The following is an 18740-nucleotide window of genomic DNA, read 5'->3' as shown; positions in this document are numbered from 1 at the left end:
GTCCGTCCGACATCGGGCAGCACTCTTCCCGCCACGATACGTCCCCACAGGCCCCCGCGCAGAGCGATGGACAGCGCTTTCTGCCCGGTTTTACGCGAGACCTTGTGTCACCGCGTCTTCGTGTCTTTGGGCGTCGCACCCCGCGCCCGTACCACCAACCCCGCGTCACGAGGGGCCACCCAGCCGCCCCGCCCGCCATGCCCATGGCCCATGGCATGGTCGGCGTCGGTGCCCGACCGTCCTCGTCGCTCCACCGGGCCACCCGGCATCATGGCTTCGTGCGACTCGAAGCGATCACCTGGGACCGGCTGGCCGAGCGGCTCGCCGACCGGCTGGCCGACGCGGTGCCGGCCGACGGAGGGGCCTGGCCGCGCGTCGGCTTCGACGGCGCCCCGGCCGCCCAGCCGGGAGACCTGGCCACGCGTGTCGGCGAGGCACTGCGCGTCCGCGGGCGCCCTTCCCTGGTCATCGGCGCGGAGGGCTTCCTGCGCCCCGCCTCGCTGCGCCTGGAGCACGGGCGGCGCGACGCGGAGTCGTACTACAGCGGATGGTTCGACACGGGCGCCCTGTGGCGGGAGGTGTTCGGCCCGCTCGATCCCGGAGGCAGCGGGCGGATCCTGCCCGACCTATGGGACCCGGTCACGGACCGGGCCACCCGCAGCCCCTATGTCCAACTCCCGCCCGGCGGGATTCTCCTCCTCCACGGTCCGCTCCTGCTGCGTCACTGGTTCCCCTTCGATCTGACCGTGCATCTCCTCCTTTCCCCGGGCGCTCTGCGCCGCCGCACCCCCGAGGCCGACCACTGGACCCTCCCCGCCTTCGAGCGCTACGAGGCCGAAGCCGACCCGGCCGGCACGGCGGACGTGCTGGTCCGCGCCGACGACCCGCGCCACCCCGCCTGGAGCGGCTGACCCGGCGGGCGGGCAGGCCGGGCAACCGGACAGCCGTGGGAGCCGGCGTCCTGGAGCCTCACGGCCGTACCGCTGCCGCGCGACCCCGGTGTGCCCGCGCTCTCAGAGCCAGCCGTTGCGCCGGAAGCCCCGGTACAGCGCCAGACACGCCGTCGCCATCACGACCATGACCAGCGGGTAGCCGAACCGCCAGTGCAGCTCCGGCATGTGGTCGAAGTTCATGCCGTACACCCCGCACACCATCGTCGGCACGGCGATCACCGCGGCCCACGCCGTGATCCTCCGCATGTCCTCGTTCTGCGCGACGGTCACCTGTGCCAGGTGCGCCTGCAGAATGGAGTTGAGCAGCTCGTCGAACGCGGCGATCTGCTCCTTGGCCCGGATCAGATGGTCGAGCACATCCCGGAAGTACGCCTGTATTTCGGGGTCGACGACCCGGATGGGCCGGGTCGCCAGGTCCTCCACCGGGCGGCCAAGCGGCACCACCGCCCGTTTCAGCTCCAGCAGTTCACGCTTCATCTGGTAGATGCGGCCGGGATCGAGGCGCGCCCCGTTCTCCGAGAACACCTCCGTCTCGACCTGGTCGATGTCGCCCTGCACCGCGTCCGTGACGTTCAGATAGTCGTCGACCACCAGGTCGGCGATCGCGTGCAGCACCGCCGCCGGCCCCTTGGCGAGCTGCTGCGGGTCCGTCTCCAGCTCCTCGCGCAGCGGGCCGAGCGAGCCATGGCGTCCGTGCCGCACCGTGATCACGAAGTCCTCGCCGACGAACACCATGATCTCGCCGGTGTCCACCACCTCGCTGGTCGCCGTCAGCCGTTCGTGCTCCACGTAGCAGACCGTCTTGAACACCGCGAAGAGCGTGTCCCCGTAGTGCTCCAGCTTCGGCCGTTGATGGGCCTCGACCGCGTCCTCCACCGCCAGGGGGTGCAGGTCGAACAGCTCGGCGACCCCGGCGAACTCACGCTCCGTCGGCTCGTGCAGCCCGAGCCAGACGAAGCCCTCGCCGGTCTTGCGTACCAGCCGCACGGCATCCACCAGGTCGGAGCACCCCGGGACGCGCACGCCGTCCTGATATGTGACGCAGTTGACCACCGAGGAGCCCAGGGGCGATCTGGCGGGATGGCTCAGGTCCACGCGCGGCCGACGCCGGGCCAGCCGTGCCACCTTGCGCAGGCCGCCGACGCTGCCCAGCCCCGTGACCTTCCGCAGATTCCCTGCCATGGACATGTGGATCTCCTCGTGTGGATCTCCGAGCGGGACGCTTCCGCGCCTTGCCCCGCAAGTCTGCCAGTCCTGGGAAAAGTGCGTGGAGGCCTGTGGGAACAGGGAGTTCCGCTTTGTTCCCGTCTGTGGACAACCGACGGCGGAACCGGGGATCCCGGGCGACCGGGAGGCAAGATCGAGGGCGCGACGCCGGCCGACGGGTACCTCCTGGACAACCGGCGGAACGAGGCGGGCCGACGCTGCGACGCCTTCGCCACGCTCTTCGATCCCACAACGCCCCGGTCGTGCCGGGAGCGCGACGGCCTGCGGGGCTCAGCTCCAGCCGTCCCGATGCGGCGGTCTGCCGCCGACCCGGCGGACCGCCTCCGCACCCGCCCGGCAGCCCCGCGCCGCCGCCTCCTCCGGGCCCGCGCCCGCCAGCAGGGCGGCGAGGAACGCGCCGGTGAAAGCGTCACCCGCACCCGTGGTGTCGCGGGGCGCCACCGGCAGGGCCGGAACCCGGGTGGGCACGGCACCGCGCCGGGCCACCAGCGCCCCGTCCGCACCGGCCTTGACCACCACCAACGGCACCAGACGGCTCAGCTTGGCCGCCGCGTCCGCCGGATCCGGCAGCCCGGTCAGCAGGCACGCCTCGTCCCGGCTGGGCAGCAGAACGTCCAGTCCCCGCGCGAACGCCAGAAAACGGTCCACCCCCAGCTCCACCAGGAAGCCGGCCGACGCCGGATCCAGACTGACCGGCACCCCTCGCGCGCGTGCCGCCGCGAGCGCCGTCCCGGCGAGCGCCCGGCTCGACTCCGTGAACAGCAGATAGCCCGACAAATGCAGCCGGTCGACCCCGTCGAGCAGCGCGTCCGACCAGTCGGCGGGGCCCAGCCGCAAGGACGCCCCGCTGTCCGTCAGGAACGTCCGCTCGGCTGCCGCACCCGTGTCGACGAGGCAGATCACCGTCCCGGTCGCCGCCTGCGGATCCACCACCAGCCGGGGCCGCACCCCGGCCGCGACCAGCTCCCGCTCGTGCCAGGCCACGGCGTCCGCGCCCACCCGCCCCAGCAGCCGTACGTCCGCCGCGCCCGTGTACGCCGCCCAGCAGGCCACGTTGGCGCCCGCGCCGCCCGGCAGCGTCCGGATCGCGGCGGCCGTGTCGGTGCCGGCCGCGAGCGGCCCCCGGTGCCGGGCGACCACATCGGTGACCACGTCCCCGACGACCAGCAGACTTCCGTGCCGGTCCGCGCTCACCCCCTGGCCCACTCCGTGGCGATCCGCGCCGCCAGCCGTACGTTGCCCCGCACCGCGGCCAGGTTGGCGTGCAGCGAGGCACCATCGGTGTGCCGTACCAGATGGTCCAGCAGGAACGGTGTCACCGCCTGCCCGGTGACGCCCTGCTCCGCACAGGCGCGCAGCGCGTCGGCGAGCACGCGCGCGTGCAGAGCGGGATCGAGCTGCTCCGCCTCCGGAACCGGGTTGGCGACGATCAGCGCCGACTCCGGCGCGTCCAGCGCGTCCTGCGCGCGCATGACGGCGGCCACCTGCTCCGGAGTGTCCAGCCTCCAGTCGACCGGATGCCCCGAGTCCGCCAGATAGAAGCCCGGGAACCGGTTCGTGCCGTATCCGGCGACGGCCACGCCCAGCGTCTCCAGCCGTTGCAGCGTGGCCGGCACGTCCAGGATCGATTTCACGCCCGCGCACACCACCGTGATCCGGGTCCGCGCCAGCAGTCCCAGGTCCGCCGACTCGTCCTGGGTGACCGTCCACTCCCGGTGCACACCGCCCAGCCCGCCGGTGGCGAACACCCGGATGCCCGCCAGCGCGGCCAGCCGCGCCGTCGCCGAGACGGTGGTCGCTCCGCTCACCCCCGCCGCCACGGCGAGCGGCAGATCACGGTGGCCCAGCTTGCGTATCTCCTCGTTCGCGACCCGTTCCAGCTCTTCCTTGCCCAGACCGACCCGGGGCCGCCCGTCGAGCACGGCGACGGTCGCCGGCACGGCACCCTCCCGCCGTACCGCTTCCTCCAGTTCGAGTGCCACCTCCAGATTGCGAGGGCGGGGCAGACCGTGCGCGATGATCGTGGACTCCAGGGCCACCACCGGCCGCCGCGCGCCCATCGCCTCCCGGACTTCTTCCGACACCACCAGCGCCATGTGCCCGCCTCCTGTCCGTCGGCTCTCTCTCATCTCTGGCGGCACCGGGACCCGGCCAAACGCTTGTGGGCCGCCCGGGAGGCCACCAGCCTGGTGCGTATGACGAAGAACAGCACGCGCCTCGACCACGTCGTCCTGTGGGTGGCCGACCCGGTCGCCGCGGCCGCCTTCTACGAAACGGCCGTCGGCCTGGAACCGATCGGGGTCGCCGAGTACACGGAGGGGACGGTGTCCTTCCCGTCCGTACGTGTCAACGAGGAGACCATTCTCGACCTCGCCCCGCACGGCTTGGCCGCACGGATGGAGATGCTGCCCGGCTCGGCCGACAGCGCGGGCCACCCGGTCAACCACGTCTGCCTGGCCCTGCCGGCCGACGCCTTCGAAGCCCTGCGCGGCCGCCTCGAGGAGCACGGCGTCCCGGTGTCCGGCATCGACTCCGGTTTGTCGGGCGCCCGCGGCGCCGCCGCGCGCAGCTTCTACTTCAGCGACCCCGACGGCAACGTCTTCGAGGCCCGGCACTACGCCTAGCCGTATCGCCGACCGGCTCTTCGAGCCCGGCACCACGACCAGCCGTGCGGCAAGATCTTCGAGATGCGGTACCACGACCGGCCGCGCCCGGAGCCGGTCAGAACAGGGGCTCCGGCAGCACACCCTCCAGGGCGAGCAGCTTCCGTTTGGTCTCCAGGCCGCCCCCGAAACCGCCGATGCCGCCGTCGCTCTCCACCACCCGGTGGCACGGCACCACCACCGGCAGCGGATTGGATCCCATCGCCACCCCCACCGCCTGCGCCCCGCCGGGCTGCCCGACCCGCCCCGCCAGATCGCCGTACCCGACCACGCTGCCGTACGGCACACCGGACGCCAGCTTGCGCAGCACCTGCCGGTTGAACCCGGAGCTCAGCGACCAGTCCAGCGGCAGGTCGAAACGGTGCCGCTCGCCCGCGAAGTACGCCCGGAGCTGGCGTATCGCCTCCGCCAGCAGCGGGGAGTCCGGATCCTCCACGAGCCGGCCGCCCAGTCGGGCGGCCAGCCGCTCCAGAGCCCGGTCGCGCACCGCGTCCGAAGCGTGGAAAACCACGTTGACCAGGCCGTTCCGGGTCGCCGCCAGCATCAGCGGGCCGATGTCCGTGCCGACCACGGCCCATACGGCCCGCTGCTCGTCCTGCCCAAGGCTGTCCATGCGCCCACGGTACGACCCGGCACTGACAACGCTCGCCGGGTCAGTGCGAATCCAGGGCGTCCCGCACCACGTCCGGCTTGTTGGTGATGATCCCGTCGACTCCGTAGCCGGCGACCCGGCGGGCGCCGGCCGCGGTGTCCACCGTCCAGGTGAACACTCTCAGCGGCCGGCCGTGCGGCCCGCGCAGGCCGTGCACCGCCGACACGTACTCCTGGGTGAGTGACCCGTTCTGGGGGTTGACCATATCCGTGAAGCGTGCAAAGTCCTTCAGCTCCGTCACGGCGGGCGTACCCAGGTACGCGGTGGTGAGCGCCGGCCTCAGTCTGTGGACGGTCCGTACGCTGTCGGCGCTGAAGCTCTGGACGATCAGCCGGTTCCGGTGCCGGCCGTCCAGCCAGCCCTCGTTGCGGAGGAGCTTGAGCGTCTGCTTCTCGATGCCCGGGTACAGCTCCGGGCTCTTGATCTCCAGGAGCAGCTTCTCGTGGTTGCGTTCGACCCGGCGCATGTACTGCTTCAGCGTCGGCACGCGCGCGCCCGCGTACGTGGGGGAGAACCAGCTGCCCGCGTCCAGCCGGGCGATCTCCGCGGCGGTGAAGTCCCCCACCTTCCACGGAGCCCGGCCGGGGAAGACCTCCTCGACGTTCGTGGTGCGCGCCAGGGTGTCGTCGTGGAGGACGACCAGCTGACCGTCCTTGGTGCGCTGGACGTCGTTCTCCACCCAGGAGAAGCCCAGCTGGGCGGCCTTGTCGATGGCGGCCAGGGTGTTCTCGGGGGCGTAGGCGGAGGCGCCCCGGTGGGCGATCACGGTGGGCACGACCCCGTCGCCCGCCCGGGCGCCGGGACCGGTGCTCAGCAGGACCGCCGCCGCTCCCAGGGCCGCGATGACCGTCCCGGCGACTGCGCGCGCGTACATGCGTACTCCTCCCGTCGAGGGATACCGACAGCACCAGACTGACAGCAAAGCGTCAACGGCACCCGGCGCAGGATGGCCACATACCGAAGGAGGCGTCCCGAGCCCGCTCACCGGGGACGCACATCTGCGACAAGGACGTGTTTCTTTGCCGGAAAGTCGTTCGACCATTCCGGTGGGAGTCATACTCTCTGCGACAACCCTGACCGCCCGCGCCGTCCTGGGACGGGGGCACATTCAGGTATTCCGGGACGCAAGAAGGCGGAAGGGCAGCCGCGGATGCAAGGCACGGTCGACGGATTCAGCTACGGGGCCGTCACCCCGTTGGTGGCCTATCTGATGGCCTGCCTCGGTGGCGCCCTCGGCCTGCGCTGCACCACGCGGTCGCTGTTGGTCACGCACTCCCGGCGCCCCGCCTGGCTGGCCCTCGGCTCGGCGGCGATCGGCTCCGGCATATGGACCATGCACTTCGTCGCCATGATGGGCTTCACCATCAAGGAGACGCCGATCCACTACGACAAGACGCTCACCTACGCGAGCCTCGGGCTCGCCATCGTCATGGTCGGCATCGGCGTCTTCATCGTCGGCTACCGGGGCGCCACCGGCACTCCGCTGTTCACCGGCGGCACGATCACCGGCCTTGGCGTCGCCTCGATGCACTACCTCGGCATGGCGGGCGTCCGCTTCCACGGGCAGTTCACCTACAACACCTACACCGTCGCGGCCTCCGTCGTCATAGCGGTCGTGGCCGCCACCGCCGCCCTGTGGGCCGCCGGACAGGTACGGGGCTTCGCGTGGAGCGTGGGCGCCAGCCTCGTCATGGGACTCGCGGTCAGCGGCATGCACTACACCGGGATGGCGGCCCTGGGCGTCCACCTCGACGGCGCGACCCACCCCGCCGGGAGCGGGCCGGCGGCGTCCTCGCTCGCACCGATGCTGATCGGCCCGCTCGCCTTCCTGCTCATCGCGGGTGTGGTCGTGGTCTTCGATCCGCTGATGGTCGTGGGCGGGCCCGACTGGACGCCCGTCGAGCACAAGCCGGGCGTCCCGGCCGCCGCCGTCGCCTCCCACGCGGCCCACGGCCCCGCCGTCCACCAGGAGCACGGGCCGGTCCGCCGGGCCGGGCACCACCGCCCCCGCACCCCGCAGAACCGCTGATCAGAACCGGTTGTCAGTGCGGGGTCGTACGGTGGATGACATGCGGCCCGTTTCCCACATCGAACGCACGGTGGCGCCCTTCGAGGTCGTCAGCCCCTACCAGCCCAGCGGCGACCAGCCGGCGGCCATCGCCGACCTGGCCCGGCGCATCCAGGCCGGTGAGAAGGATGTCGTCCTCCTGGGCGCGACCGGCACCGGCAAGTCCGCCACCACGGCGTGGATGATCGAGAAGCTCCAGCGCCCCACACTCGTGATGGCGCCGAACAAGACACTGGCCGCCCAGCTGGCCAACGAGTTCCGCGAGCTGCTGCCGAACAACGCGGTCGAGTACTTCGTGTCGTACTACGACTACTACCAGCCCGAGGCGTACGTCCCCCAGTCGGACACCTACATCGAGAAGGACTCCTCGATCAACGAGGAGGTCGAGCGCCTGCGCCACTCCGCCACCAACTCGCTGCTCACCCGCCGCGACGTCGTCGTGGTCGCCTCGGTGTCCTGCATCTACGGCCTCGGTACACCGCAGGAGTACGTGGACCGCATGGTCCCCCTCAGGGTCGGCGACGAGATCGACCGGGACGAGCTGCTGCGCCGCTTCGTGGACATCCAGTACACGCGCAACGACCTGGCCTTCACCCGCGGCACCTTCCGTGTCCGCGGCGACACCATCGAGATCTTCCCGGTCTACGAGGAGCTGGCCGTCCGCATCGAGATGTTCGGCGACGAGATCGAGGCGCTGTCCACGCTCCACCCGCTCACCGGCGAGATCATCAGCGACGACCAGCAGCTCTACGTCTTCCCCGCGTCCCACTACGTCGCCGGTCCCGAGCGCATGGAGCGGGCCGTGAACGACATCGAGAAGGAGCTGGGGGAGCGCCTGGCCGAGCTGGAGAAGCAGGGCAAGCTCCTGGAGGCCCAGCGGCTGCGGATGCGCACCACGTACGACATCGAGATGCTCCGCCAGATCGGCACCTGCTCCGGTGTGGAGAACTACTCGATGCACTTCGACGGCCGTTCCCCCGGCTCCCCGCCCAACACCCTGCTGGACTACTTCCCGGACGACTTCCTGCTCGTCATCGACGAGTCGCACGTCACCGTCCCGCAGATCGGCGCGATGTACGAGGGCGACGCCTCCCGCAAGCGGACCCTGGTCGACCACGGCTTCCGCCTGCCCTCCGCCCTGGACAACCGCCCCCTGAAGTGGGAGGAGTTCCAGGAGCGCATCGGGCAGACCGTCTACCTGTCGGCCACCCCGGGCGCCTACGAGCTGTCCCGCTCGGACGGTGTCGTGGAGCAGATCATCCGCCCCACCGGCCTGGTCGACCCGCAGGTCGTCGTCAAGCCCACCGAGGGACAGATCGACGACCTGGTGCACGAGATCCGCAAGCGCACCGAGAAGGACGAGCGGGTCCTCGTCACCACGCTGACCAAGAAGATGGCCGAGGACCTCACGGACTACTTCCTGGAGCTCGGCATCCAGGTGCGCTATCTGCACAGCGACGTCGACACCCTGCGCCGCGTCGAGCTGCTGCGTGAGCTGCGCGCCGGTGAGTACGACGTCCTGGTCGGCATCAACCTCCTGCGTGAGGGCCTGGACCTGCCCGAGGTGTCGCTGGTGGCGATCCTGGACGCCGACAAGGAGGGCTTCCTGCGCTCCGGCACCTCGCTGATCCAGACCATCGGCCGCGCGGCGCGCAACGTGTCCGGCGAGGTCCACATGTACGCCGACAAGATCACCCCGGCGATGGAGAGGGCCATCGAGGAGACCAACCGCCGCCGGGAGAAGCAGATCGCCTACAACAAGGCCAACGGCATCGATCCGCAGCCGCTGCGCAAGAAGATCAACGACATCGTGGCGCAGATCGCCCGCGAGGAGGTCGACACCGAACAGCTCCTCGGCTCCGGTTACCGCAGGACGAAGGACGGCAAGGGGGCGAAGGCGCCCGTTCCGTCGCTCGGCGACAAGGCGGCCAAGGGCGCGAAGGCCGGCAAGGCCGCCAAGGGCAAGGCCGTGCCCACGGACCGTCCGGCGGCCGAGCTGGCCGAGCAGATCGAGGAGATGACCGAGCGGATGCGGGCCGCCGCCGCGGAGCTGCAGTTCGAGATCGCGGCCCGGCTGCGCGACGAGGTCTCCGAGATGAAGAAGGAGCTGCGTCAGATGCGGGAGGCCGGCCTCGCCTGACCTCGCCCCTCCGCCGACCTCGGCATTTGTGTGTCAAGTGTTGCAACACCGACACAAAGCGCGGGCTGGGGTCGGTACCGGCGGCCGCCCTGCGTAGGGTCTGAACCACCGCGCCGTGCGACGGCCCGGCGCGGCAGCAGGGGACTGTCGAGAGGGGATTCAGCCGTGTCCGTCAACTTGTCCAAGGGCCAGGCCATCAGCCTGGAGAAGAACGACGGGGCCACCCTGACCGCGGTCCGCATGGGGCTCGGCTGGCAGGCGGCCAAGCGGCGCGGGCTGTTCGGCTCCCGCACCCGCGAGGTGGACCTGGACGCCTCGGCAGTCCTCTTCGCCGGCCAGGAACCGCAGGACGTCGTCTTCTTCCGCCACCTGGTGAGCGACGACGGCTCGGTGCGCCACACCGGTGACAACCTCGTGGGCGGTGCCGGCCAGGGCGGCGACGACGAGGCGATCCTGGTGGACCTGCAGCGCGTCCCGGCCCGTATCGACCAGATCGTCTTCACGGTGAACTCCTTCACCGGCCAGACGTTCCAGGAGGTGCAGAACGCGTTCTGCCGGCTCGTGGACGAGACCAACGGCCAGGAACTCGCCCGCTACACCCTGGCCGGAGGGGGCGACTACACCGCCCAGATCATGGCCAAGGTGCACCGTGCGGGCTCCGGCTGGACGATGACCGCCCTCGGCGCCCCGGCCAACGGCCGCACCTTCCAGGACCTCATGCCGGAGATCCGTCGGCACCTCTGAGCACGGACCCCGCACCAAGCATTGGTAAAGCGTCTCTGACCTGCTGATTTGGTTTTTACTTTACCAAGCTCTTTACCTTTCCTTGGTGCTTGGGGTACTGTCTTCCGTACGGAGGGGAGTACTCCTTGCTGCGGCGCACCCGTCAATACGGACCGGTTCCGGTCCCGGGGCGTCGGCCCGTCACGGGCGGAAGAGACCTCCGGCAGCGACAACGCTGATGTGTTTGCCGTCACGCAATGCCGGAGGTGCAGTGGAAGTCTCCATGGGCCTGTGGGTCCTCACCATCGCGGGTCTCGCCGCGCTGATCGCGGTCGATTTCTTCATCGGCCGCAAGCCGCATGAGGTGTCGCTCAAGGAAGCGGGTGTCTGGACGGTCGTCTGGATCACCCTGGCCGGCCTCTTCGGCCTCGGCCTCCTCGTCTTCGGCGGCGGACAGCCGGCCGGCGAGTTCTTCGCGGGCTTCATCACCGAGAAGTCCCTGAGCGTCGACAACCTCTTCGTCTTCGTCCTCATCATGGCGAAGTTCGCGGTGCCCACCCAGTACCAGCAGCGGGTCCTGCTCGTCGGCGTCCTCATAGCGCTGGTCCTGCGGGCCGTCTTCATCGCCGCCGGAGCCGCGATCCTCGCCAGCTTCGCCTGGGTGTTCTACCTCTTCGGCGCCTTCCTCATCTGGACCGCCTGGAAGCTCATCCAGGAGGCCCGCGCGGATGAGGAGGACGACGAGTACGAGGAGAACAAGCTCCTGAAGGCCGTCGAGCGCAAGTTCGGCGTGGCCGACCGCTACCACGGCACCAAGCTGTGGATCCAGCAGAACGGCAAGCGCGTCATGACCCCGATGCTGGTCGTGATGCTCGCCATCGGCACCACCGACGTGCTGTTCGCCCTGGACTCCATACCCGCGATCTTCGGCCTGACCCAGGACCCGTACATCGTCTTCACCGCCAACGCCTTCGCCCTGATGGGGCTGCGCCAGTTGTACTTCCTCATCGGCGGACTGCTCAAGAAGCTGGTCCACCTGTCGTACGGGCTGTCGGTCATCCTCGGCTTCATCGGCGTCAAGCTCGTACTGCACGCCCTGCACGAGTCCGGTGTCCACGTCCCCGAGATCAGCATCCCCGTCTCGCTCGGAGTGATCTGCGCGGTCCTCGCCGTCACCACCGTCACCAGCCTGCTCGCCACCAGGAAGCAGGCGGCGCTCGCCGGGGGCGAGGACGCCCCGAAGGAGCGCGTCGACGTGTGACGGTGCCGCCGTCCGCCGGCACCGTCACTGAAGTCCGAGACCTCGCCCGGCCTCCTGGGCGAGGTCTCGCCATAAGGCGCCTCCGGTCCCACCGGCACCGGACCCCACACCGGAAAGGATGAGAGGTATCCGAAAAGAACGGAATGCGAATCCTGTACGCCTCTGCGACCATCGCCGCATGATCACTCGGCTCCGGTCGCACACCCGCCAATGGACGACGCTCGTGCCGGTGCTCGCCGTCGTCATGCTGGCCCTCACCTGGGGCCGGGCCCTGCCCGGCGCCCTGGTCGCCCTGGTGACCCTCGTCCTGGCCGGTTCGGTCCTGGCGGCGGTGCACCACGCCGAGGTGGTCGCGCACCGGGTCGGCGAGCCCTTCGGTTCCCTGGTGCTCGCCGTCGCCGTCACGATCATCGAGGTCGCCCTGATCGTCACCCTCATGGCCGACGGCGGCGACAAGAGTTCCACGCTGGCCAGGGACACCGTCTTCGCCGCCGTGATGATCGCCTGCAACGGCATCGTCGGTCTCAGCCTCCTCGTCGCCTCCCTGCGGCACGGCACGGCGCTCTTCAACCCCGAGGGCACAGGCGCCGCCCTGGCGACCGTGGCGACGCTGGCCACGCTCAGCCTGGTGCTGCCGACCTTCACCACCAGCAAGCCCGGACCCGAGTTCTCCACCGTCCAGCTGACCTTCGCCGCGCTGTCCTCGCTCATCCTCTACGGACTGTTCGTGACCACCCAGACCGTGCGGCACCGTGACTACTTCCTGCCCGTCACTCGGCAGGGCAAGGTGATCAGCGGCGAGGACCACGCGTCACCCCCCTCGGCGCGCGAGGCCTGGCTCAGCCTGGGGCTGCTCGGGCTGGCCCTGGTCGGTGTGGTCGGCCTGGCCAAGGGGGTGTCGCCCACGATCGAGTCGGGCGTGGCGGCGGCCGGGCTGCCGCACGCGGTGGTCGGTGTGATCATCGCCCTGCTCGTCCTGCTGCCCGAGACGATCGCCGCGCTGCGCGCCGCCCGCCGGGACCGGGTGCAGACCAGCCTCAACCTCGCGCTCGGCTCAGCGATGGCCAGCATCGGCCTGACCATCCCCGCCGTGGCCCTCGCCTCCGTCTGGCTGTCCGGGCCGCTCGTCCTCGGCCTGGGCCCTACCCACATGCTGATGCTCGCGCTGACCGTGGTGGTCAGTTCCCTGACCGTGGTCCCCGGCCGGGCCACGCCGCTCCAGGGCGGCGTCCACCTGGTGCTGTTCGCGGCCTACCTGGAACTGGCGGTCAATCCCTAGCCGATGGCCCGCGCGCAGGGACGTCCGGTCAGCCCGTGACCGGCTTCGGCTCCACCGCCGCCACGGGCACCGGACGCGTCTCCGGCAGCAGCGTGAAGCACACCAGGCTGATCAGCGCGATTCCTGTCAGATACGCGCCCACGCCCCACGGCACCCGCCCGCCCCGTTCCGCGAGCGCCGTGGCCACGATCGGGGTGAGGGCGCCGCCGAGGACCCCGCCCAGGTTGTAGCCCACGGCGGCGCCCGTGCAGCGCACCCGCGGCTCGTACAGCTCCGGCAGATAGGCGGCGATCACCGCGAACGCGGTGACGAAGGCGAGCAGGGCACCCAGGATGCTCAGGAACATCAGCAGCGGCTCTCCGGTCGCCAGCAGCGCGACCATCGGGAACATCCACAGGGCGCACGCCACGCACCCCACCACACACATCGGCCGGCGCCCGAACCGGTCGGCGAACAGCGCCACGAGCGGCACGAGCGCGCCCTGCACGAGCACGGCCCCCATGACACACGTCAGCATGACCGTACGGCTCACGCCGAGCCGCTCCGTCGCGTACGCCAGCGACCAGGTCGTCACCGCGTAGAACACCGCATAACCCACCGCGAGCGCCCCGGCCGTGAGCAGCACCAGCCGCCCGTGATGCCGTACGACCTCGAAGAACGGCACGCGCGCGTGGTCGTCGATCTCCAGGAAGCTGGGACTCTCCGCGAGGGACGAGCGCAGCCACAGACCGGCCAGTGCCAGCGCTCCGGCCGCCCAGAACGGCACGCGCCAGCCCCAGCGCGCGAACTCCGCGTCGGACAGCGCCGCCGACAGCGCGAGCACCACCCCGTTGGCCAGCCCGAAGCCGACCGCCGGGCCCATCTGCGGAAAGCTCGACCACAGGGCGCGCCGTCCGGCGGGGGCGTGCTCGGCGGTGAGCAGCACCGCCCCGCCCCACTCCCCGCCCAGCCCGAGGCCCTGAAGGAAGCGCAGGACGAGCAGCAGGAGGGGCGCGGCGACGCCGATGGTGTCATAGGACGGCACACAGCCGACCGCGACCGTGGCGGCGCCGGTGAGCAGCAGCGAGACGACGAGCACCGGCCGCCGGCCGCGCCGGTCCCCGAGATGCCCGAACAGCACCGAGCCCAGCGGTCTGGCGATGAACCCCACCCCGAACGTCGCGAACGCCGCCAGCGTGCCCGCCACCGGCGAGAACGTCGGGAAGAACAGCGGCCCGAGCACCAGGGCCGCCGCGGTGCCGTAGACGAAGAAGTCGTAGAACTCGATCGCCGTCCCGGCGAGCGAGGCGGCGGCGAGCCGCGGCATGGACGGCCTGTTCACAGCCTGTACGTCGTGCATGATGGGTCAACTACCCACCGTGATCAGGAGTTACGGGGGCGTGCGGAGGTGATCACGGGACCGGTGGTGCGCGCCGTGGCGAGGGGCGTGCACCACCGGCTGTCCGCCCGGGGAGGGCGTGATAGACCGGTCCGTGACGAGCGGCGGTCGCGGACGCGCCGCCCACCGACGGACCGGAGGAACCGTGCCCCGCACCCTGGCCAACGCACCGATCATGATCCTCAACGGGCCCAACCTGAACCTGCTCGGCCAGCGCCAGCCCGAGATCTACGGCAAGGACACACTGGCCGACGTGGAGGCGCTGTGCGCCAAGGCGGCGGCCGCCTACGGCGGCACGGTGGACCTGCGGCAGTCCAACCACGAGGGTCAGCTCGTCGACTGGATCCACGAGGCGCGGCTCGGGCACTGCGGGATCGTCATCAACCCCGGCGCGTACTCGCACACGTCGGTCGCCATCCTGGACGCGCTCAACACCTGCGACGGCATGCCCGTGCTGGAGGTGCACATCTCCAACATCCACCAGCGCGAGCCGTTCCGGCACCACTCGTACGTCTCCCAGCGCGCCGACGGCGTGATCGCCGGCTGTGGGGTGCAGGGCTATGTGTTCGGCGTGGAGCGGGTCGCGGCGCTGCTCGGGGCGGCGCGGGCGGACGCGTAACCCCGAGCGCGGGACTACAGCCTGCCCGCCTCGACGATCCGGCGCAGGAAGCGCCGGGTGCGCTCGTGCCGCGGCTCGCCGAAGACCTGCTCGGCGCTGCCACGCTCCAGCACGACCCCGCCGTCCAGGAAGCACACCTGGTCGGCGACGTCCCGCGCGAACCCCATCTCGTGCGTCGCCAGCACCATGGTCATCCCCTCCTCCTTCAGGCCGCGGACCACCTCCAGCACCTCGCCCACCAGTTCCGGGTCGAGCGCGGCCGTGATCTCGTCCAGCAGCAACAGCCGGGGCCGCACCGCGAGGGCCCGTACGATCGCCACACGCTGCTGCTGGCCGCCGCTGAGCCGGTCGGGGTAGGCATCCGCCTTCCCGGCCAGGCCGAGCCGTTCCAGCAGCTCCCTGGCCCGTTCCTCGGCCTCCGCGCGGGCCACCCCGTGCACCCGGCGCGGCGCGAGCGTGATGTTGTCGAGCACGGTCATGTGCGGAAACAGGTTGTACGCCTGGAAGACGACGCCGATCCGGCGCCGTACCGCGTCCTGGTCCGCCCGAGGGTCGGTGATCTCCTCGCCGTCCAGCCAGATCGCGCCGTCGTCGATCTCCTCCAGGAGGTTGGCGCAGCGCAGCAGCGTGGACTTGCCCGAACCGGAGGCGCCGATCAGCGCGGTCACCGTGTGCGGGGCGACCTCCAGGTGCACGTCCCGCAGGACGACCGAGTCGCCGAAGGTCTTGCGGACCGACTCCATGCGCAGGACGGGCCCGTGGCCCTCGGGCGCGTTCTCCAGCGTGCTCACAGCGATCCTCCCCGGGTGCTCACAGGGACCCTCCCTGCGCCCGCCGACGGTCCATCCGGGCCGTCACCCAGTCGGTGAACCGGGTCATCGGGATGGTCAGCGCCACGAAGACCAGCCCCGCGACGATGTACGGCGTGTAGTTCAGACTGCGGCCCACGATGATGTCGGCCGCGCGCACGGCGTCCACCGCCCCGCCGATGGAGACCAGACCGGTGTCCTTCTGCAGCGACACCAGGTCGTTGAGGAGCGGCGGCACCTGTCGGCGCACCGCCTGCGGCAGCACGACGTGGCGCAGGGTCTGCCGGCTGGTCAGGCCCAGCGAGCGGGCCGCCGCGCGCTGCGAGGGATGGACGGACTCGATGCCGGCCCGGAACACCTCCGCCACGTAGGCCGAGTAGGTCAGCGTCAGCGCCGTGCCGCCGAGCAGCACCGGATCGACCGTCACCCCCTGCAGCCGCAGCGCCGGCACGCCCAGGACGACGATCATCAGGTTGATGATCAGCGGCAGCCCGCGGAAGAAGTCGGTGTACGCCGCCGCCAGCACCCGCAGCGGGAAGAAGACCGGGCCGCGCAGGGTCCGCGCGATCGCTATCAGCATGCCGAGGACCAGGACGGCGGCCCCGCAGACCAGCAGCAGCCGCAGGTTCAGCCACAGCCCTTCGAGGACCTTCGGGAACGCCTCGCGCGCGTAGTGCGCGCTGAAGAAGGTCTCCTTGGTGCGCGGCCAGCCGGGGGCGTTGACGACGACCAGGTAGAGCAGTGCCGCGGTGACGAGGGTCGACAGGGCCGCGATCGCCGTGGCGCGACGGGCACGCGCGCGACGGTGGCGTTCGCGGGCCAGCCGCCGTTCGGAGGGCACGTAGCCGTCGCCGCCGGGGCCGCCACGGGTCATGTCACCGGTGTCGTCCGCCCCTTCCGGGGCCGGCTCGCCCTTGACGACCGTCACTTGAGCACCGGGGCGTCGACGGCGTCCGAGAGCCACTGCTTCTCGATGCCGGCCAGCGTGCCGTCCTTACGCAGGGCGTCGACGGCGGCGGTCACGCACGAGGTCAGCGCGCTGCCCTTGTCCAGCACGAGTCCGAACTGCTCGGGCGCGCCGCCCTGGTTCTCGAACTGGCCGACGATCTTCGCGTCCGTGACCTCGGCCGCGGTGATGTAGAACGCGGTCGGCAGATCGGTGACGACGGCGTCGACCTGACCGTTCTTCAGCGCGGACTTGGCCTGGTCGTTCTTGCCGAAGACGGCCGCCTGCCGGGACGGCTTCACCAGGCCGGTGATGTATTCGAGGCTCGTGGTGCCCACCTGGGCGCCCAGTTTGAGCCCGCGCAGGTCGGCGATGCTCGTCGCCTTGGCCGCCTTGCCGCCCTTGAGCGCGATGACGGCCTGACGCACGTCGTAGTAGCCGGAGGAGAAGTCGACGGCCTTTTTGCGCTCGTCGCTGATCGAAACCTGGTTGATGTCGAAGTCGAAGCTCTTCACCCCCGGCGCGAACGCCTTGTTGAACGGCACGCTCTGCCAGACGACCGCGCTCTTGTCATAGCCGAGCCGCTTCGCCACGGCATAGGCGACCGCCGACTCGAACCCCTGGCCGTTGGCCGGCTTGCCGTCCTTGAACCAGGGCTCGTACGCCGGTTCGTCCGTCGCGATCGTCAGCTTCCCGGACGTCTTCGTGGCGAGCTTGCCCTTGGCGCAGCTCTTCGCGGCCGGCCCGGACGAGGTGGCGGACGCCTTCTCCTCGGGCTGCGGCGCACAGCCGACAGCGGTGGCGAGCAGGGCTACGGTGACGGCGGCGACCGCGCGGCGCAGGGTGCGAGGGGCAGGATGCATGGCGGGAGAGTGGCAGCGAACGCGGCATCTGTCCAGGTCACGGCGGTAGTTGTCCGCATAGTGGGAACGGGTGTTGCGGCTGTGTGAACGTGGCCGTGTGTGACACACACGCAGGCGATGTACTGGGCCGCCGGCCGAGGGCGGTGGGTTGGAGACCGGCGGCCCTACCGCTTCAGGAACCGGTGTCCTGCGCGGGCTGCTACCAGTTGACTGCGGAGCGCCGTTCTCCGCGAGTGCGCACGGGGGCTCCGTCCGGGCGAAGGAATCACACGGGGCGCGTGCCGAGGCGGTGTGCGCCCGGAGCATGTGTGGTGTGCGATGCGCGCCCGGCGCGCGTGCGACGTGCCCGCGCGGAGCGCGCGGACGACCGAACGCGCGCCGGGCGCCGCTGGTTTCGGCACCGGGAACTTGGTAAGAGGCGCGGGCGGCACCCGGGGGACGGAGCCGTGCGGACCGGCCGTGAAGGCCCGTTCCCCGCTCACCACCCGCGCGCGTGCCACTCCGGCAGATGCGGCCGCTCCGCGCCCAGCGTCGTGTCGTTGCCGTGTCCCGGGTAGACCCAGGTCTCGTCCGGCAGCACGTCGAAGATCTTCGTCTCCACGTCGTGGATCAGGCTCGCGAACGCCTTCGGGTCCTTGTGCGTGTTGCCGACACCGCCGGGGAAGAGGCAGTCGCCGGTGAAGATGTGCGGGTGGCCGTGCGGGTCGTCGTAGACCAGCGCGATCGAGCCGGGCGTGTGGCCGACCAGATGGCGCGCGGTCAGCTCCACCCGGCCCACCCTGATCACGTCGCCGTCGTCGACGAGGACGTCCGTGGGCACGGGGATGCCGGCGGCGTCCTCGCGGCCGGCGTACGTACGCGCGCCCGTGGCCGCGACGACCTCGGCGAGTGCCTGCCAGTGATCACCGTGCCGGTGCGTGGTGACGACGGACGCGATGCCGTCGTCACCGATCGTGCCGAGGAGCGTCCGCGCCTCGTTGGCGGCGTCGATCAGGAGCTGCTCGTCGGTGGCCCGGCAGCGCAGCAGGTAGGCGTTGTTGTCCATCGGGCCGACCGCGATCTTGGTGATCATCAGGTCTTTCAGCTCGTGCACATCCGCCGGTCCGCCGACCTTGACCTCTCCGGAGTACGTCATGTCGGCAGCCTATAGCGGTACGGG

The 18740-nt window shown here is 70.8% G+C and carries 18 protein-coding genes; 8 read left to right on the top strand and 10 right to left on the bottom strand.

Going from position 1 to position 18740, the window contains the following annotated elements; translation table 11 throughout:
- Positions 1–278 precede the first annotated feature (278 nt).
- Positions 279–911 (top strand): nucleoside/nucleotide kinase family protein, encoded by a 633-nt coding sequence (locus tag IE251_RS08810; RefSeq protein WP_189752340.1) that lies wholly within the window; start codon positions 279–281, stop codon positions 909–911.
- A gap of 102 nt (positions 912–1013) precedes the next feature.
- Here the strand turns inward: IE251_RS08810 and corA are convergent, their stop codons facing one another.
- The 3 genes from corA to IE251_RS08795 all read right to left on the bottom strand — a co-directional run bounded on the left by corA (position 1014) and on the right by IE251_RS08795 (position 4276).
- Complete coding sequence (corA, locus tag IE251_RS08805; protein ID WP_189752339.1) at positions 1014–2141, bottom strand: magnesium/cobalt transporter CorA; 1128 nt, start codon at positions 2139–2141, stop codon at positions 1014–1016.
- Positions 2142–2450: 309 nt separating this feature from the next.
- A complete protein-coding gene (locus tag IE251_RS08800; protein ID WP_189752338.1) occupies positions 2451–3386 on the bottom strand; it encodes a carbohydrate kinase family protein in 936 nt (311 codons plus the stop codon).
- A complete protein-coding gene (locus tag IE251_RS08795; protein WP_189752337.1) occupies positions 3371–4276 on the bottom strand; it encodes a pseudouridine-5'-phosphate glycosidase in 906 nt (301 codons plus the stop codon). Before IE251_RS08795 ends, IE251_RS08800 begins: the two co-directional genes overlap by 16 nt.
- A gap of 99 nt (positions 4277–4375) precedes the next feature.
- Between IE251_RS08795 and IE251_RS08790 the strand changes: the two genes are divergently transcribed.
- Positions 4376–4804 carry a VOC family protein gene (locus tag IE251_RS08790; RefSeq protein ID WP_189752336.1) on the top strand — a complete coding sequence of 143 codons (429 nt, stop codon included), beginning with the start codon at positions 4376–4378 and terminating at the stop codon, positions 4802–4804.
- 97 nt (positions 4805–4901) lie between these two features.
- Here IE251_RS08790 and IE251_RS08785 read toward each other — a convergent pair whose 3' ends face one another.
- Both IE251_RS08785 and IE251_RS08780 read right to left on the bottom strand, forming a co-directional pair.
- Positions 4902–5456: a methylated-DNA--[protein]-cysteine S-methyltransferase gene (locus IE251_RS08785; protein ID WP_189752335.1), complete on the bottom strand. Its 555-nt coding sequence runs from the start codon at positions 5454–5456 to the stop codon at positions 4902–4904.
- Between the two features lie 40 nt (positions 5457–5496).
- Complete coding sequence (locus tag IE251_RS08780) at positions 5497–6369, bottom strand: glycerophosphodiester phosphodiesterase (protein ID WP_189752334.1); 873 nt, start codon at positions 6367–6369, stop codon at positions 5497–5499.
- Positions 6370–6645: 276 nt separating this feature from the next.
- On the opposite strand from IE251_RS08780, the gene IE251_RS08775 reads away from it, so the two are divergent.
- The 5 genes from IE251_RS08775 to IE251_RS08755 all read left to right on the top strand — a co-directional run bounded on the left by IE251_RS08775 (position 6646) and on the right by IE251_RS08755 (position 12966).
- Positions 6646–7524 (top strand): MHYT domain-containing protein, encoded by an 879-nt coding sequence (locus tag IE251_RS08775; protein WP_189752333.1) that lies wholly within the window; start codon positions 6646–6648, stop codon positions 7522–7524.
- A 40-nt stretch (positions 7525–7564) separates the two neighbouring features.
- Positions 7565–9703 (top strand): excinuclease ABC subunit UvrB, encoded by a 2139-nt coding sequence (uvrB, locus tag IE251_RS08770; protein ID WP_189752332.1) that lies wholly within the window; start codon positions 7565–7567, stop codon positions 9701–9703.
- Between the two features lie 165 nt (positions 9704–9868).
- Complete coding sequence (locus tag IE251_RS08765; RefSeq protein ID WP_189752331.1) at positions 9869–10447, top strand: TerD family protein; 579 nt, start codon at positions 9869–9871, stop codon at positions 10445–10447.
- 250 nt (positions 10448–10697) lie between these two features.
- A complete protein-coding gene (locus IE251_RS08760) occupies positions 10698–11687 on the top strand; it encodes a TerC family protein (protein WP_189752330.1) in 990 nt (329 codons plus the stop codon).
- Positions 11688–11865: 178 nt separating this feature from the next.
- Positions 11866–12966 carry a calcium:cation antiporter gene (locus tag IE251_RS08755; protein ID WP_189752329.1) on the top strand — a complete coding sequence of 367 codons (1101 nt, stop codon included), beginning with the start codon at positions 11866–11868 and terminating at the stop codon, positions 12964–12966.
- Positions 12967–12994: 28 nt separating this feature from the next.
- Here IE251_RS08755 and IE251_RS08750 read toward each other — a convergent pair whose 3' ends face one another.
- A complete protein-coding gene (locus tag IE251_RS08750) occupies positions 12995–14272 on the bottom strand; it encodes an MFS transporter (protein ID WP_189752586.1) in 1278 nt (425 codons plus the stop codon).
- Between the two features lie 217 nt (positions 14273–14489).
- Here IE251_RS08750 and aroQ point away from each other — a divergent pair, with 217 nt between their 5' ends.
- Positions 14490–14963: a type II 3-dehydroquinate dehydratase gene (aroQ, locus tag IE251_RS08745; protein WP_030605150.1), complete on the top strand. Its 474-nt coding sequence runs from the start codon at positions 14490–14492 to the stop codon at positions 14961–14963.
- Between the two features lie 14 nt (positions 14964–14977).
- On the opposite strand, the gene IE251_RS08740 is transcribed toward aroQ, so the two are convergent.
- The 4 genes from IE251_RS08740 to IE251_RS08725 all read right to left on the bottom strand — a co-directional run bounded on the left by IE251_RS08740 (position 14978) and on the right by IE251_RS08725 (position 18716).
- A complete protein-coding gene (locus tag IE251_RS08740) occupies positions 14978–15706 on the bottom strand; it encodes an amino acid ABC transporter ATP-binding protein (RefSeq protein WP_189752585.1) in 729 nt (242 codons plus the stop codon).
- A gap of 67 nt (positions 15707–15773) precedes the next feature.
- The gene (locus tag IE251_RS08735; RefSeq protein ID WP_189752328.1) at positions 15774–16700 is read right to left on the bottom strand and encodes an amino acid ABC transporter permease; all 927 of its coding nucleotides are present in this window, start codon (positions 16698–16700) and stop codon (positions 15774–15776) included.
- Positions 16697–17581, bottom strand: coding sequence for an ABC transporter substrate-binding protein (locus tag IE251_RS08730; RefSeq protein WP_189752327.1), 885 nt, complete (start codon positions 17579–17581; stop codon positions 16697–16699). Before IE251_RS08730 ends, IE251_RS08735 begins: the two co-directional genes overlap by 4 nt.
- 478 nt (positions 17582–18059) lie before the next feature.
- Positions 18060–18716 (bottom strand): MBL fold metallo-hydrolase, encoded by a 657-nt coding sequence (locus IE251_RS08725; RefSeq protein ID WP_189752326.1) that lies wholly within the window; start codon positions 18714–18716, stop codon positions 18060–18062.
- Positions 18717–18740: the final 24 nt, after the last annotated feature.

Origin of the sequence: Streptomyces eurythermus, from assembly GCF_014649115.1 — a bacterium.
GTDB lineage: Bacteria > Actinomycetota > Actinomycetes > Streptomycetales > Streptomycetaceae > Streptomyces > Streptomyces eurythermus.
Note: the sequence above shows the minus strand (reverse complement) of the source record. Positions and strands in the feature narration are given on the sequence as shown.

Bases quoted from the DNA above. Each gene is read 5' to 3' on its own strand.
- corA (WP_189752339.1), bottom strand. From the start codon at position 2,141: ATGTCCATGGCAGGGAATCTGCGGAAGGTCACGGGGCTGGGCAGCGTC.
- IE251_RS08795 (WP_189752337.1), bottom strand. From the start codon at position 4,276: ATGGCGCTGGTGGTGTCGGAAGAAGTCCGGGAGGCGATGGGCGCGCGG.
- IE251_RS08790 (WP_189752336.1), top strand. From the start codon at position 4,376: ATGACGAAGAACAGCACGCGCCTCGACCACGTCGTCCTGTGGGTGGCC.
- IE251_RS08785 (WP_189752335.1), bottom strand. From the start codon at position 5,456: ATGGACAGCCTTGGGCAGGACGAGCAGCGGGCCGTATGGGCCGTGGTC.
- IE251_RS08780 (WP_189752334.1), bottom strand. From the start codon at position 6,369: ATGTACGCGCGCGCAGTCGCCGGGACGGTCATCGCGGCCCTGGGAGCG.
- IE251_RS08775 (WP_189752333.1), top strand. From the start codon at position 6,646: ATGCAAGGCACGGTCGACGGATTCAGCTACGGGGCCGTCACCCCGTTG.
- uvrB (WP_189752332.1), top strand. From the start codon at position 7,565: ATGCGGCCCGTTTCCCACATCGAACGCACGGTGGCGCCCTTCGAGGTC.
- IE251_RS08755 (WP_189752329.1), top strand. From the start codon at position 11,866: ATGATCACTCGGCTCCGGTCGCACACCCGCCAATGGACGACGCTCGTG.
- IE251_RS08750 (WP_189752586.1), bottom strand. From the start codon at position 14,272: ATGCCGCGGCTCGCCGCCGCCTCGCTCGCCGGGACGGCGATCGAGTTC.
- IE251_RS08740 (WP_189752585.1), bottom strand. From the start codon at position 15,706: ATGGAGTCGGTCCGCAAGACCTTCGGCGACTCGGTCGTCCTGCGGGAC.
- IE251_RS08730 (WP_189752327.1), bottom strand. From the start codon at position 17,581: ATGCATCCTGCCCCTCGCACCCTGCGCCGCGCGGTCGCCGCCGTCACC.
- IE251_RS08725 (WP_189752326.1), bottom strand. From the start codon at position 18,716: ATGACGTACTCCGGAGAGGTCAAGGTCGGCGGACCGGCGGATGTGCAC.